We start from the raw sequence: 14103 nt of genomic DNA, 5'->3' as shown, positions 1-14103 counted from the left end.
GGTTTACCGGCGCCGGTTCTCCTCCATGCGCGACAGGAATTCCTGCATCACCAGGGTATACAGCTCTCCGCCCAGGAACTTGTCTTCCACACCCGAGTCGATACTCGGGTTGTCATTCACTTCAATCACCGCCACCCGATTCCCGGCTTGTTTGATGTCGACACCGTAAAGCCCATTACCGATCAACCGGGTCGAATTCAATGCCGCCTGGATGACATTGCGAGGCACCTCGTAGGTGGGCATGGTTTCAAAACCGCCACTTTCCACTGTGGCACCACCGTGCTGGTAAATCTGCCAGTGACCTTTCACCATCAGATATTTACAGGCATAAATGGCCCGACCGCCAAGCACACCAATGCGCCAATCGTAATCCGTGTAGAAGTACTCCTGAGCCAATACCAACGCAGACTGTTTGAACAGGTCTTTCAGCCCTGCCCGAAGTTCCTTTTCGTCCTTGGCTTTGATCACACCACGGGAAAAGGCGCCATCCGGAATTTTGATGACCACAGGAAAGCCCAGTTCATTACTCACCTGCTGTACCGCATCCTTCTGATCCTTTGAAAGGATCAGCGTTTTCGGTGTTGGCACCTTGTTGTTTTTAAGCAGGTCCGCCAGAAACACCTTGTTTGTACAACGCAGAATCGACACCGGGTCGTCAATTACCACCATCCCCTCGGCCTCTGCCTTGCGAGCAAACCGATAAGTGTGGTGATCAATAGCGGTGGTTTCACGAATAAACAGACCATCATATTCCGGCAGGCGCATGTAATCCCGGCGGGTAATGCGCTCCACGTTAATTCCCAGCTTTCTGCCAGCACGCTCAAAACGCTTCAGGGCCATCTCATCGCTCGGAGGCAACTCTTCCTCCGGGTTCACCAGCATAGCCAGATCAAAACGGTAGCGGCGACGGGTGCGGGGTTTGCGCCAGATCATGCTGCTGAAGCGATCCAGGGCGGCCGCGAACAAATCCTGCTCGCGCTCGTCAAGATCCGCCGGTGCCGCCGGCTTCATGGTTTCGATCTGCCATTGTTTGCGGTGACGGAACACCACTTCCAGAATCGGGCACGGAAACCGCTCGAACAGGGCACGGGCCACGGGCTTCAGGTCCGGATGTTCGGCCTGGCCAAAATAGGTTCGGATTCGTACTTCATGGGTAGCGTCCCGGTCATCGGTGGCGGGATCGATTTCGGAGGCTGATTTTTCCAGCCACTGGATGACACTGCTGTCCAGCTCTTCGAGTTCAAGCGAAAACAGTCCCTTCCGGCTCAGGTCGTTGAGCGTCATAACCGATGGCACCACGTGGTGCCCGCGCGCTTCCGCAAGCAACGAACAGTAGTAGCCCCGGCTCAGATACCTGGCACTCTGACACAGGTTTATCACCCGCACGCGGCTGTTAACCGGGGCGGTAAACTGAAGGTATTGATCGAAAGTAAGCACGTCTTCGCTGGGGTAGTACGGTGCCCAGTCTTTGGCGCGATCTACAACGATGAGCAATCGGGACATAAAGCGGCATTCCTCCCTGAAGGTAGAGCCTGATAATTCCGGCAACAATACGCCCCATCCCCTTGCCAGACAATCGCCTGAAGATGCGTGCTTTTACGCATGATCAGCCGCTATGACGGGATGGCATCTGTCTACCATAATAGCGGCAATGAGAGTGCCCGCCAGGCGCTACCTTTTTTTGTTTAACCGGGTTCACCAGACCATGACCGATGTAATGCTCCGCCAAGCCCATGCCAGTGATCTGGATGCCCTCGTTCAGCTGGAGAACCGCTGTTTTACCGAGGACAGGATATCCCGGCGCAGCTTCCGCCGCTTTCTGGAGATGCCCAGGGACCGACTGGTTATCGCCGAATTGAACGGCGAACTGGTGGGCTACTGCCTGGTGCTGATGAATGCAGCCACCCGGCTGGCTCGGATTTACTCGATTGCAGTCTCACCCGTTGCCCGCGGCCGCGGTGTGGGTGAAAGACTGGTCCGTGAGGCGGAGAAGGAAGCGGTTGAGGCTGATCGCATCATCATGCGGCTGGAAGTGCGTGAAGACAACACCGGGGCCATTTCCCTGTATCGTCGGCTGGGATATCGGCAGTTTGGCACCTACCGGGACTACTACGAAGATCACGGCGATGCCTTGCGGTTCGAGCGACGGATTCTCTACTACGAGCCCTCTCGCGAATTTCTTCCGGTGCCCTATTACCCCCAGACCACCGAGTTCACCTGCGGTCCGTCTGCATTAATCATGGCGATGGCGGCCCTTGACGAACAGCAACCAGTAAGCACGCTGGAGGAGCTGAAAATCTGGCGTGAAGCCACCACCATCTTCATGCTGGCCGGGCATGGCGGTTGTGGCCCCCATGGGCTTGCGCTATCTGCCTGGCACCGGGGCTTCGAGGCCAGTGCCTGGATCAGCCAGGAAGGCGCGCTGTTCAAAGATACGGTCCGCAACGAAGATAAAAAGCGGGTACTGGAACTGGTGCACGAGGGGTTCCTGCACGATATCGGGCAGACTGAAATCCAGCTGCATCACGACCCGCTAACCCTGGAGGCAATGGAGAAGGCCCTGCATGACGGGCGCATCCCTGTCATCCTGATCAGCACCTGGCAACTGAACCGGAGCCGGGTGCCGCACTGGGTAACCGTATGTGCCATCGACGAGGATTTCGTGTACCTGCATGACCCGGAAATCGATACCGAGGAAGGGGAAACCGTGGCCGACAAGCAATACCTGCCCATCGACCGACGGGTATTCGACAAGATGTCGCGCTATGGCCGCAACCAGCCCCTGCAGGCGGCAGTGATTGTCGGCCCCAAACGCCACTGATCAGCCGGTCCGCAGGGCCGCTTCCTTCAGTTCCGAAATCTGATCCCGCAGGCGCGCCGCGGTCTCGAAATCCAGATCCGCGGCGGCTTTGTACATCTCGTCTTCCAGTTTCGCCACTTCCTTGAGGACATCTTCCGGCGAGCGATTGCCTACCTTTACGCGATAATCCTCGGCTTCTTCAGCAGCCTTCTGCCCGGGACGCTCCGCTTTGCGCCGGCCACGACCACCGCCGCCCGCGGCACCCTCCATAATATCCGCGATCTTCTTGTTAAGACCGGTGGGGGTAATACCATGCTCCTCGTTGTGTGCCATCTGCTTGGCACGACGACGCTCGGTCTCATCAATGGCCCGCTGCATGGAACCGGTGATCCTGTCGCCATACAGAATGGCCTTGCCGTTCACGTTACGGGCGGCCCGACCAATGGTCTGTATGAGCGAACGCTCTGAGCGCAGGAAGCCTTCTTTATCCGCATCCAGTATTGCCACCAGTGACACTTCCGGCATATCCAGCCCCTCCCGGAGCAGGTTGATGCCCACCAGCACGTCAAACTCGCCCCGCCGCAGATCCCGAATAATCTCAACGCGCTCCACGGTATCGATATCTGAATGCAGATAACGCACTCGGATGTCGTGCTCCATCAGGAAGTCGGTCAGATCCTCTGCCATACGCTTGGTAAGCGTTGTGACCAGCACCCGCTCATTCACCCCGACGCGCTGGTGAATCTCAGACAGCAGATCATCCACCTGGGTAGACGCGGGCCGAACCTCAATCTCCGGGTCCAGCAGCCCGGTCGGTCGCACCACCTGCTCCACCACCTGGCCAGCATGCTCGGCCTCATAATTCCCCGGGGTGGCCGAGACAAAGATCATCTGCGGCGCGATTCGCTCCCACTCCTCAAACCGCATGGGGCGGTTGTCCAGCGCTGATGGCAGACGGAAGCCGTACTCCACCAGGGTTTCCTTACGAGACCGGTCCCCTTTGTACATGGCGCCAATCTGCGGAATGGTCACGTGGGACTCGTCCACTACCAGCAAAGCGTTGGGTGGCAGGTAGTCAAACAGCGTGGGTGGCGCTTCACCGGGGTTACGCCCGGAGAGATAGCGGGAGTAGTTCTCGATACCATTGCAGTAACCGAGCTCCAGCATCATCTCGATGTCGTAGCGGGTACGCTCCTCCAGCCGCTGAGCTTCCACCAGCCGGTTGTTATCCCGCAACTGCTGCAGGCGCACATCCAACTCCTGCTTGATGTGCTCGACCGCATCCAGCACGGTCTGCCGGGGCGTGACATAGTGGGACTTCGGGTAAATGGTCACGCGCGGCACCCGCCTGAGCACCTCTCCGGTAAGCGGGTCAAAATAGCTCAGGTTCTCCACTTCATCATCGAACAGTTCGATGCGAATGGCTTCCTTCTCGGATTCTGCCGGGAAGACATCAATGACATCGCCCCGCACCCGATAATTGGCGCGGTGGAACTCGATGTCATTGCGGGTGTACTGCAGTTCGGCCAGCCGGCGCAGGATATACCGTTGATCCATCTGGTCACCCCGGTCCAGGTGCAACATCATTTTCAGATAGGACTGCGGATCACCCAGACCGTAGATGGAAGAAACCGTCGCGACAATGATGGCATCCGGCCGCTCCAGCAAAGCCTTGGTGGCCGACAGCCGCATCTGCTCAATGTGCTCATTGATGGAGGCGTCTTTTTCGATAAAGGTATCGGAAGACGGTACGTAGGCCTCTGGCTGGTAGTAATCGTAGTAGGAGACAAAGTACTCCACCGCGTTATCGGGGAAGAACTCCTTGAACTCGCCATAGAGCTGTGCCGCCAGGGTCTTGTTGTGGGCCATGATGATGGTTGGCCGCTGGACCTGCTGAACCACATTGGCAATCGTGAAAGTCTTGCCAGAACCGGTTACCCCGAGCAGGGTTTGATGGGCAAGCCCGGATTCAATGCCGTCAACCAGTCCCGCAATCGCTTTGGGCTGGTCACCAGCAGGTTGGTAGGGCGAATCAACGCGAAAGGCCCCTTCCCTTGCACTGGATGCTTTGTTGGCCATATCTGGCGTTTTAACCTCCGGACACCGGAAACGACGGAATATTTGCGTCGCATCCTCAAGAAATTTAGCGTTCTGGCAGCTTCATGATACCATCTGTGCGATCGACGGCTGGGTGAAAAATCAGCCAGTAACTTTGGCTCCAGTTGCCCGGCCGATCGCAGCCCAATAAGACGCAGCTTTAAGGAGCTCAAGTTTGGACCTTCAACTTTCCAGCCGAGTACAGGCGATCAAGCCTTCCCCAACCCTCGCAGTTACCAATAAAGCCGCTGAACTCCGTGCGGCCGGCCAGGACATTATTGGCCTCGGTGCTGGCGAGCCTGACTTCGACACCCCCGATCACATCAAACAGGCGGCTATCGACGCCATCAACAACGGCCAGACCAAGTACACTGCCGTGGATGGTACGCCCGCACTGAAGAAAGCGATTATTGCGAAGTTCAAACGGGACAACGGCCTGGAATACGAAGCCAACCAGATACTGGTAAGCAGTGGTGGCAAACAGAGCTTTTTCAACCTCGCCCTGGCAACATTGAATGAAGGCGACGAGGCCATCATTCCCGCACCCTACTGGGTTTCTTATCCGGACATGGTGCTGGTGGCCGAAGGCAAGCCGGTGATCATCGAGACCACCGCAGAGACTCGCTTCAAGATCACGCCGGAACAGCTGGAAAACGCCATTACTGAGCGCACCCGCCTGTTCGTGATCAACAGCCCGTCCAACCCCAGTGGCATGGCTTACACCATGGAAGAGCTGCAGGCCATCGGTGAGGTGCTTAAAAAGCACCCGAACATCATGGTCGCCACCGATGATATGTACGAGCCGATCCTGTGGACTGGCAAGCCGTTCTGCAACATCCTGAACGCCTGCCCGGAGCTTTATGATCGCACCTTCGTATTGAACGGTGTCTCCAAGGCCTACTCCATGACTGGCTGGCGCATCGGCTATGCCGCTGGCCCGGCAAAAATCATCGGTGCCATGAAGAAGATCCAGTCCCAGAGCACCTCCAACCCCTGCTCTATCTCCCAGGCCGCCGCAACAGCCGCACTGGACGGCGATCAGGCGTGCGTGGGCGAGATGGTCAAGGCTTTCAGGGAACGTCACGACTGGCTGGTAGCGGCCCTGAACAAGCTGCCTGGTGTGGACTGCCTGAACGGTGACGGCACGTTTTATGTCTTCCCGAGCTTCCAGGGTGCCATCGATGCCACTGACGGCGTGAGCACCGATGTCGAATTCGCCGAGAAGCTGCTGACCGAAGCCGGCGTGGCTCTGGTTCCGGGCTCTGCGTTTGGCTGCCCGGGGCACATGCGGCTGAGCTTTGCCACCAGCATGGATAACCTGCAGAAGGCGGTCGAGCGTTTGCAGAAGGCTCTTGGCTAAAATTTTAAGCTGAGGGGTTGACGGGGCGGTATGGCCAACATAATATACGCGCCTCGTCACACGACGACGTTCCCCGATAGCTCAGTTGGTAGAGCAACGGACTGTTAATCCGTTTGTCGCTGGTTCGAGCCCAGCTCGGGGAGCCACTATTTCGAAAGCCCGCTAGTTCTCTGAATTAGCGGGCTTTTTTCGTTAGACCTCGTATTCGTATAATCGCCTGCCGGGCACGGACGGGTGTCGCTCCCGAAAATGTCGGAGGCCATGGATGGCCGGAGAGAAGCGCACATGGATGTGCTTGTAGCGGTTTTCGGGAGCGACACCCGTCCGTGCCCTACCCGCCAAACCGGAAAGCTAGGGACAGGACCCGAAACGGGGGAGAAACTTAGACCGCTACGACCTCAGCGTGAATGGATTCCAATGCAGCCAAGGGATCCGGCGCCTGGGTAATCGGGCGACCAATCACCAGGTAGTCAGATCCAGCCTTAAGGGCATCGGTCGGGGTCATAATGCGTTGCTGGTCGCCTTTGTCGGCGGTTAGTGGCCGGATTCCCGGCGTGATCAGTTGGAAGTCACTGCCCTGCTCCGCTTTCAGACGCGGGGCTTCCTGAGCCGAGCAAACCACGCCGTCCAGGCCGCTGTTTTTGGTCAGGGTTGCCAGACGGGAAACATGGGCTTCTGCCGAACTTGCTATACCGATACCAGCAAGGTCCTCGTCAGACATGCTGGTCAACACGGTAACCGCGATCAGGAGCGGGCGATCATTGCCGAACGATTCCAGGCGCTCTCGGCAGGCTACCATCATCTTCTCGCCCCCTGAGGCATGCACATTCACCATCCACACGCCCAGCTCTGCAGCGGCAGCCACAGCAGCCGAGGTGGTATTGGGAATATCGTGAAACTTCAGATCCAGGAAGATATCAAACCCGCGACTCTGGAGCGCTTTTACCAGATCCGGGCCTGAGCGCGTAAACAGTTCCTTGCCCACTTTCAGGCGGCATTTTGCCGGATCAAGCTGATCTGCCAGGGCCAAGGCGGGATTCTGGGAAGGAAAGTCGAGCGCGACGATGATTTTCGGGTCGTTCAGGTTTTGCACGTTCAGGTTCCTGGGTAGAAAGGTAATCGGGATGGGTCAAAGCGAGGTTATTCCGCCTCTACGCCCTGAATGGGACGCACGGTTTCCCACTGTTTGCAGCTTGGGCACAGCCAGTGTAACTGTTGGCCGGAGAATCCGCAGCTTACGCAACGATAGACCGGGCGGTTGGCGAGAATCAGGTGCCCTATTCTGCTGACAAGGCGCCCTTCATCAGTGGTCATGCCTTTTTCATAGCCCGCCATCTCCACCAACCGCAAAAGCCCTCGCACGGAGGGCCTGGTCTCCAGCTCCATGCGCAGTAGATCAATGGCCGCCGGCCGGCCGGAGGAACGCTCAACTGACTCCACCAGGGCCAGCAGCAGGCTGGTACTGGGATACTGCTCATAGAGCTTGCGAAGCTTTTTATAAAGGCGTGAAACATCACCATGCTCACGCTCCAGCTTCATCAATCGGTCTATCGCTTCCGGACCGAACTCCGGATTCTGATCGAAAATTTTCAGGGACTGGTTTGCCGCCTCCCGAAAATTGCCCTGCCGAATCTGGAGCTTCATCAGCAGCAGGGTTGCCCGCACACAGGAGCGGTCGTAATCCAGCGCTTCTTTCGCCAGCTTCTGCGCTGTCCAGCGGTCGTCGTTACGGCTCAGGGCGCCATCAGACAATTCGCAGGTAATGTAGGCCAGCGCCTTGAAGGTAGCAGGATCCGCATCACCACGAGTGAGGGTTTTTGCGACCTGGGCCGCTTTCTCCCACTCTCTCTCCTGCTGATAGAGCTCGATCAACGCAATGGCTGAGCGGCGCCCGTACTCACGATCGCCCATCAGCTGGTGAAACAGTGCTTCGGCCCGGTCGAGCAATCCGGCATTCAGATAGTCCATTGCCAGTTCCTGGGTAACCTGGGGCGAATAACGGGCCGGCAGCTCAGGCCTGGCAAGAAGATTCTGGTGAATCAGAATGGCGCGGTCTGTCTCTCCCTTGTTCCGGAAATGGCTGCCAATGGAGAGATGCAAGCTGACGGTGTCTTTGTTGACGGCAAGGGATTGAACGAAGTTATCGACGGCCTGATCAGAGTAGTTGGTAAAGAGAAACTGCAGACGGTCCCGAACGGAATCCTCGTCCATAATGGCTCGGGAGGCGCGGCCAGAGCGGTTTCCGTATCGACCTACAGCCCAGCCAGCGGCAACGGCCGCCGTCAGAAGCAGCCACTGAAACAGCATGTCCATCAAAGTGCCCGGTCGTTTTGTGCCCTGGATTTTTCGAGTGCGTGCTCTGTCCGCTCAAGACGCTTCTGCAGATGACGGCGCGATACAGACGTCCGGACGGTAGCCATGGTAGTCACAAGCACCCCAACCAGCGCACCAATCACAAACGCCATGATGATCCAGACAGCAACGCCATGGGGCTGGGTTTCGAACAACAGGAAGTTGAGCGAGACCGCCATCTGATTATTCAGGGAAAACACCAGCGCCAGAAGAATCAGAACCAGAACCAGCAAGGTAATTAGGATCTTCCGCAGTCCTGCCATGTCTTAAGCGCTCCCAACGGGTCAGATGCCCGGTATGTGAGGTTTCGTGTGTTAATTGCCTTCTCGGGGCCTCAGAAACCTTTTTTCATGCTGTCGTTGACCTGCTCTCGCAGCTCTTTGCCGGGCTTGAAGTGCGGCACAAACTTGGCTGGCAGTTGCACGGCGTCTCCGGTTTTCGGGTTACGTCCGGTGCGGGCAGCCCGATGATGCAGGGAAAAACTGCCAAATCCACGGATCTCAATTCGCTGGCCGTCGGCAAGGGACTGAGACATATGCTCGATGATGCTTTTCACCGCGAGCTCAACATCCTTTACGGAGAGCTGAGTCTGCTTCGAAGCGATCAGTTCAACCAGTTCGGACTTCGTCATGAGGCTTTTCCCTCTGTCGTTATTATTCCGCAGCAAATTACCGGGTTCCAATGCCTCTAGTTTAGCCAAACCAGAAAAAAACACAAAAAAAACGGGCTCTTAGAGCCCGTTTTTTTGACACCAACCGGAAACTTAGTCCTTGTTAGCGTTCTGTTGCTGCATCTGCTCCTTGATCAGGTCACCAATGGTGGTGGCACCTGAGGATTCTGCAGCCTTACTGCGTACGTTTTCCAGGGCCTGCTTGTCGTCCTCAACGTCTTTGGACTTGACAGACAGGTTGATCACGCGGTTTTTGCGATCGATGCTGATGATCTTCGCTTCAACTTCTTCGCCTTCCTTCAGAACGTTACGCGCGTCTTCTACGCGGTCACGGCTGATTTCAGAGGCTTTCAGTACCGCTTCAACTTCTTCGTTCAGGGCAATGGTGGCGCCTTTGGCGTCAACCGCAGATACGGTGCCCTTAACGATGGAGCCCTTGTCGTTCAGCTGAACGAACTCGGCAAACGGATCGCTTTCCAGCTGTTTGATGCCCAGGGAGATGCGCTCACGCTCTGGATCAACAGACAGGATAACGGTTTCAACTTCGTCGCCCTTCTTGTATTCGCGAACGGCTTCTTCGCCAGTCTCGTTCCAGCTGATGTCAGACAGGTGAACCAGACCATCGATGCCACCGTCCAGGCCGATGAAGATACCGAAGTCCGTGATGGACTTGATCTTGCCGGAGATACGGTCGCCCTTGTTGAAGTTGCTGGAGAAATCTTCCCACGGGTTGGCAACGCACTGCTTGATGCCCAGAGAGATACGACGACGCTCTTCGTCAATATCCAGGATCATCACTTCTACTTCGTCACCTACCTGAACAACCTTGGACGGATGGATGTTCTTGTTGGTCCAATCCATTTCGGATACGTGGACCAGACCTTCAACACCCTCTTCCAGCTCGGCAAAGCAGCCGTAGTCGGTCAGGTTGGTTACGCGAGCAGTAACCTTGGAACCTTCCGGGTAACGACCTTTGATGTCGACCCAGGGATCTTCGCCCAGCTGCTTCAGACCCAGAGACACACGGTTGCGCTCACGGTCAAACTTCAGGACTTTAACATTGATTTCGTCGCCCACATTCACGATTTCGCTCGGATGCTTGATGCGCTTCCAGGCCATATCAGTGATGTGCAGCAGGCCGTCAACACCGCCCAGGTCTACGAATGCACCGTAGTCGGTCAGGTTCTTGACGATACCCTTGATTTCCAGACCTTCGGTCAGGGTTTCCAGCAGAGCTTCACGCTGCTCGCTGTTTTCAGCTTCCAGAACGGCGCGGCGGGAAACAACCACGTTGTTACGCTTCTGGTCCAGCTTGATAACCTTGAATTCAAGCTCTTTGTTCTCCAGGTGCGCAGTGTCGCGAACCGGACGAACGTCTACCAGGGAACCCGGCAGGAAGGCACGGATGCCGGCCAGATCAACAGTGAAACCACCTTTGACCTTGCCATTGATAATACCCTTGACCACTTCTTCAGCTTCGAAGGACTTCTCGAGAACCTTCCACGCTTCAGCGCGCTTGGCCTTTTCACGGGACAGACGGGTTTCACCGAAACCGTCTTCAACTGCATCGAGAGCCACATCGACAACATCGCCGACAGCTACTTCCAACTCGCCTTTTTCGTTCAGGAACTGGGAGGCGGGGATAACGCCTTCGGACTTCAGTCCGGCGTTAACGGTGACCCAGTCGTTGTCGACGTCAACTACGGTTCCCTGGACGATGGAACCCGGTTGCATGTCAATTTCTTTTAGACTTTCTTCAAAAAGATCCGCAAAGCTCTCGCTCATTATGTGCCCTATATGATCAACGCAAGTGTGCTCCGTGTCACCAGCAACACGGTCTGTTAACGATGTCCGGAATCAGCCAGCGGCTGGCAGAGTACGCTGTTCCGGCATTTCAACGACAAAAAGGTGTAGTCAGGCCTGACCTGCTGCGGCCATACACCTGTCTAACACCTCTTCGATACTCAAACCCGTAGAATCAATGACTTGCGCATCATCTGCAGGCTTGAGGGGGGCCGCAGAACGGTTCATATCCCGCTCGTCACGTACCCGTATCTCCTCTAAAAGGGCGTCAATGTTAACATCGACACCTGCTTCCTTCAACTGATTGTAGCGCCTGCGGGCCCGCTCCTCGGCACTGGCGGTCAGGAAGATTTTGACCGGTGCATCCGGAAAGACCACCGTACCCATATCGCGGCCATCGGCCACCAGCCCGGGCGCCACCCGGAAATCCCGCTGGCGCTGCAATAAGGCATCGCGCACCGGTTGCATGACGGCGACTTTTGACGCGTTATCACCGCAGGTCTCGGTGCGGATTTCGGAGGTAACATCTTCCCCGGCCAACAGAACCTTCGCAGGCTCACCCGGAGGCGTCGGCATGAACGCAACATCGAGCCCTGCGGCAACCCGAACCAGTGCCGGCTCGTCGTCCAGCGCAACCCCCTGGCGGGCAGCCGCCAGGGCCGTCAGCCGATACAAGGCACCACTGTCGAGCAGATGCCAGCCCAGTTTGCGGGCCAACATCTGGGTAACGGTACCCTTGCCAGAACCGCCAGGGCCGTCAACCGTAATTACCGGTGCCTTGCTATCACTCATCAATCACTACCTTCTGCGTTAATTCGAATACCTGTCTGCAATGCCAGATCAACAAAACCCGGGAACGATGTGGCGACGTTGGCGCAATCGTTGATCCGGATAGGTCCGGTTGCGCGTAATGATGCCACCGCAAACGACATGGAAATGCGATGATCACCATGGCTTTCCACGGTACCGCCGCCTATTTCCTGGCCGCCATCTATAATGATGCCGTCGGGTGTCACGGTGGTCTCCACACCCAGAGCCGCGAGACCGTCCGCCATCACCTGGATACGGTCGCTCTCTTTCACCCGAAGTTCCTCGGCGCCGCGCAATACCGTGCGCCCTTCCGCACAGGCAGCGGCGATAAACAGTACCGGGAACTCGTCAATGGCCAGCGGCACCTGCTCTTCCGGAATGTCGATGCCCTTCAAGCGGGCTGACTGTACTCGAAGATCGGCTACCGGCTCTCCACCGATGACCTTCTCATTGAACACTTCAATGTTGGCACCCATCTGTTTCAGGATATTGATTACACCTACACGGGTGGGGTTCATGCCAACGTGGCGAAGCGTCAGGTCAGAATCTTCGGCAATACTGGCCGCCACCAGGAAAAACGCGGCCGAGGAAATATCAGCCGGCACATCAATGGCGCAAGCAGACAGTTTGCCTCCACCGGTGACACTGGCAGTCGCACCATCGCGGTGAACGTGGTAACCGAAACCCTCCAGCATGCGCTCGGTATGATCCCGGGTTGGCGCCGGCTCGGTCACCGAGGTAACACCCTCAGCGTAGAGTCCCGCCAGCAGCAGGCAGGATTTCACCTGGGCACTGGCCACCGGCATTTCGTAATGAATGCCCGTGAGTGCATGTCCACCCCGAATCTTCAACGGCGGCCGACCACCCTCACCGGTGTCGATGACCGCTCCCATGGCACGCAGTGGATCTGCCACGCGCCCCATAGGCCGCTTCGACAAACTGGCATCGCCCGTGAGCTCAGAATCGAAGGGCTGAGCGGCCAGCAATCCGGCAAACAGGCGCATGGCCGTACCCGAGTTACCCAGATACAACGGGCCACGGGGCGCCTGCAGGCCTTTCATACCGACGCCGTGAATGCGCACGAAGCCGTCATCCGGACCTTCGATGGTGACGCCCATATCCCGGAACGCCTGCAGGGTGGCAAGACTGTCCTCCCCCTCCAGGAAGCCCTTCACTTCGGTTGTCCCCTCAGCCAGGGCACCGAGCATGATGGAACGGTGAGACATGGACTTGTCGCCCGGAACCCGGATGTCACCTCTCACGGTGCCGCCCGGCTGCATTTGGAAAGTCACCTGTTTATCGCTGTTGTTAGTCACGTACGCCTGTCCTGAAAGCATTTTGGAAAAATGTTCCCGCGCCGCCTTGGCACGGCTGAAAACCCTGAGCAACGTGGCACCATCGCCACAGGCAATGGCAGCGCGGAGTTGATCCAGATCTTCGGTAAAATGGTCTATGACCCGGAGCACAGCATCCCGATTGGAGAGAAAAATGTCGTGCCACATCACCGGATCGCTTGCGGCAATCCGGGTAAAATCACGGAACCCACCTGCGGCATAGCGGAAGATATCCATATTCTCATCTTCGCCCGCCAGAGTGTCTACCAGCGAAAAAGCGATCAGGTGGGGTAAATGGCTGGTGGCCGCCAGCACCTCATCGTGATACCCCACCGACATGGTAAGCACGGTCGCACCGGCACCTTCCCAGACGGTCCGCAAACGATTCAGGCCATCTTGGTCGGCATTTTGCGACGGCGTCAGGATCACCTTGTGATTGGCAAAGAGATCGGGCCGGGCCGCACGAATACCGCTCTTCTCGGAACCGGCGATGGGATGGCCCGGTATCACCCAGGGTGGCAGTTCTCCGAATACCGCCTCCACATCGGCAACAAAACTGGACTTGGTACTGCCCACATCAGAGAGAATGGCGCCCTCTTCGATGACGGGCCGAATTTGTTCCAGCACCGCACGGGTGGCCCGCACCGGAACGGCCAACACCACCAGATCACTGCCCTTTACGGCCTGCTCGATGGAATCCGCAGCCTCGTCTATTACACCCAGTTCAACGCCGAGAGCCAGTTCATCCTGACGGGTATCAAAACCGGTCACCATTCCCGCAAGCTGTTGCGTGCGTATGGCGCTGGCCAGAGAACCGCCAATCAGCCCCAGGCCGATAACCGCAACCCGACGAAAAGGCGCACTGGGAACTGTCACT

Annotated in this window: 11 protein-coding genes and 1 tRNA gene; 3 read left to right on the top strand and 9 right to left on the bottom strand. The window is 57.1% G+C overall.

Annotated elements, in window-relative coordinates; all coding sequences use genetic code 11:
* Positions 1-3 precede the first annotated feature (3 nt).
* Positions 4-1503 (bottom strand): RimK family protein, encoded by a 1500-nt coding sequence (locus JIF53_RS02775; protein ID WP_014421813.1) that lies wholly within the window; start codon positions 1501-1503, stop codon positions 4-6.
* A 202-nt stretch (positions 1504-1705) separates the two neighbouring features.
* Here JIF53_RS02775 and rimI point away from each other — a divergent pair, with 202 nt between their 5' ends.
* Complete coding sequence (gene rimI, locus JIF53_RS02770; protein ID WP_031211292.1) at positions 1706-2821, top strand: ribosomal protein S18-alanine N-acetyltransferase; 1116 nt, start codon at positions 1706-1708, stop codon at positions 2819-2821.
* Here the strand turns inward: rimI and uvrB are convergent, their stop codons facing one another.
* Entirely contained in the window at positions 2822-4879 is a 2058-nt protein-coding gene (uvrB, locus tag JIF53_RS02765; RefSeq protein ID WP_022992554.1) for an excinuclease ABC subunit UvrB, read from the bottom strand. It abuts the gene before it with no gap.
* A 193-nt stretch (positions 4880-5072) separates the two neighbouring features.
* On the opposite strand from uvrB, the gene JIF53_RS02760 reads away from it, so the two are divergent.
* Together JIF53_RS02760 and JIF53_RS02755 are read left to right on the top strand one after the other, a co-directional pair.
* Positions 5073-6257 (top strand): pyridoxal phosphate-dependent aminotransferase, encoded by a 1185-nt coding sequence (locus tag JIF53_RS02760; protein WP_199451793.1) that lies wholly within the window; start codon positions 5073-5075, stop codon positions 6255-6257.
* 70 nt (positions 6258-6327) lie between these two features.
* Positions 6328-6403: transfer RNA gene (locus JIF53_RS02755), tRNA-Asn, on the top strand.
* Positions 6404-6639: 236 nt separating this feature from the next.
* Here JIF53_RS02755 and pyrF read toward each other — a convergent pair.
* The 7 genes from pyrF to JIF53_RS02720 all read right to left on the bottom strand — a co-directional run bounded on the left by pyrF (position 6640) and on the right by JIF53_RS02720 (position 14102).
* Complete coding sequence (gene pyrF / locus JIF53_RS02750; protein WP_011784541.1) at positions 6640-7350, bottom strand: orotidine-5'-phosphate decarboxylase; 711 nt, start codon at positions 7348-7350, stop codon at positions 6640-6642.
* 47 nt (positions 7351-7397) lie between these two features.
* A complete protein-coding gene (gene lapB, locus JIF53_RS02745; RefSeq protein WP_199451792.1) occupies positions 7398-8570 on the bottom strand; it encodes a lipopolysaccharide assembly protein LapB in 1173 nt (390 codons plus the stop codon).
* Complete coding sequence (locus JIF53_RS02740; RefSeq protein ID WP_011784539.1) at positions 8570-8872, bottom strand: LapA family protein; 303 nt, start codon at positions 8870-8872, stop codon at positions 8570-8572. Before JIF53_RS02740 ends, lapB begins: the two co-directional genes overlap by 1 nt.
* Before the next feature lie 71 nt (positions 8873-8943).
* On the bottom strand, positions 8944-9240 hold the full coding sequence (locus JIF53_RS02735) for an integration host factor subunit beta (protein WP_011784538.1): 297 nt from the start codon (positions 9238-9240) through the stop codon (positions 8944-8946).
* 132 nt (positions 9241-9372) lie between these two features.
* Entirely contained in the window at positions 9373-11064 is a 1692-nt protein-coding gene (rpsA, locus tag JIF53_RS02730) for a 30S ribosomal protein S1 (protein ID WP_011784537.1), read from the bottom strand.
* A gap of 129 nt (positions 11065-11193) precedes the next feature.
* On the bottom strand, positions 11194-11874 hold the full coding sequence (gene cmk, locus JIF53_RS02725) for a (d)CMP kinase (RefSeq protein ID WP_023011099.1): 681 nt from the start codon (positions 11872-11874) through the stop codon (positions 11194-11196).
* Positions 11874-14102, bottom strand: a complete 2229-nt coding sequence (locus JIF53_RS02720) for a bifunctional prephenate dehydrogenase/3-phosphoshikimate 1-carboxyvinyltransferase (protein WP_113879800.1) — start codon at positions 14100-14102, stop codon at positions 11874-11876. The genes cmk and JIF53_RS02720 overlap by 1 nt, the downstream gene beginning before the upstream one ends.
* Position 14103: the final 1 nt, after the last annotated feature.

The sequence above is a fragment of the Marinobacter sp. bablab_jr008 genome (genome assembly GCF_016464145.1).
GTDB classification, from domain to species: domain Bacteria; phylum Pseudomonadota; class Gammaproteobacteria; order Pseudomonadales; family Oleiphilaceae; genus Marinobacter; species Marinobacter nauticus.
Note: the sequence above shows the minus strand (reverse complement) of the source record. Positions and strands in the feature narration are given on the sequence as shown.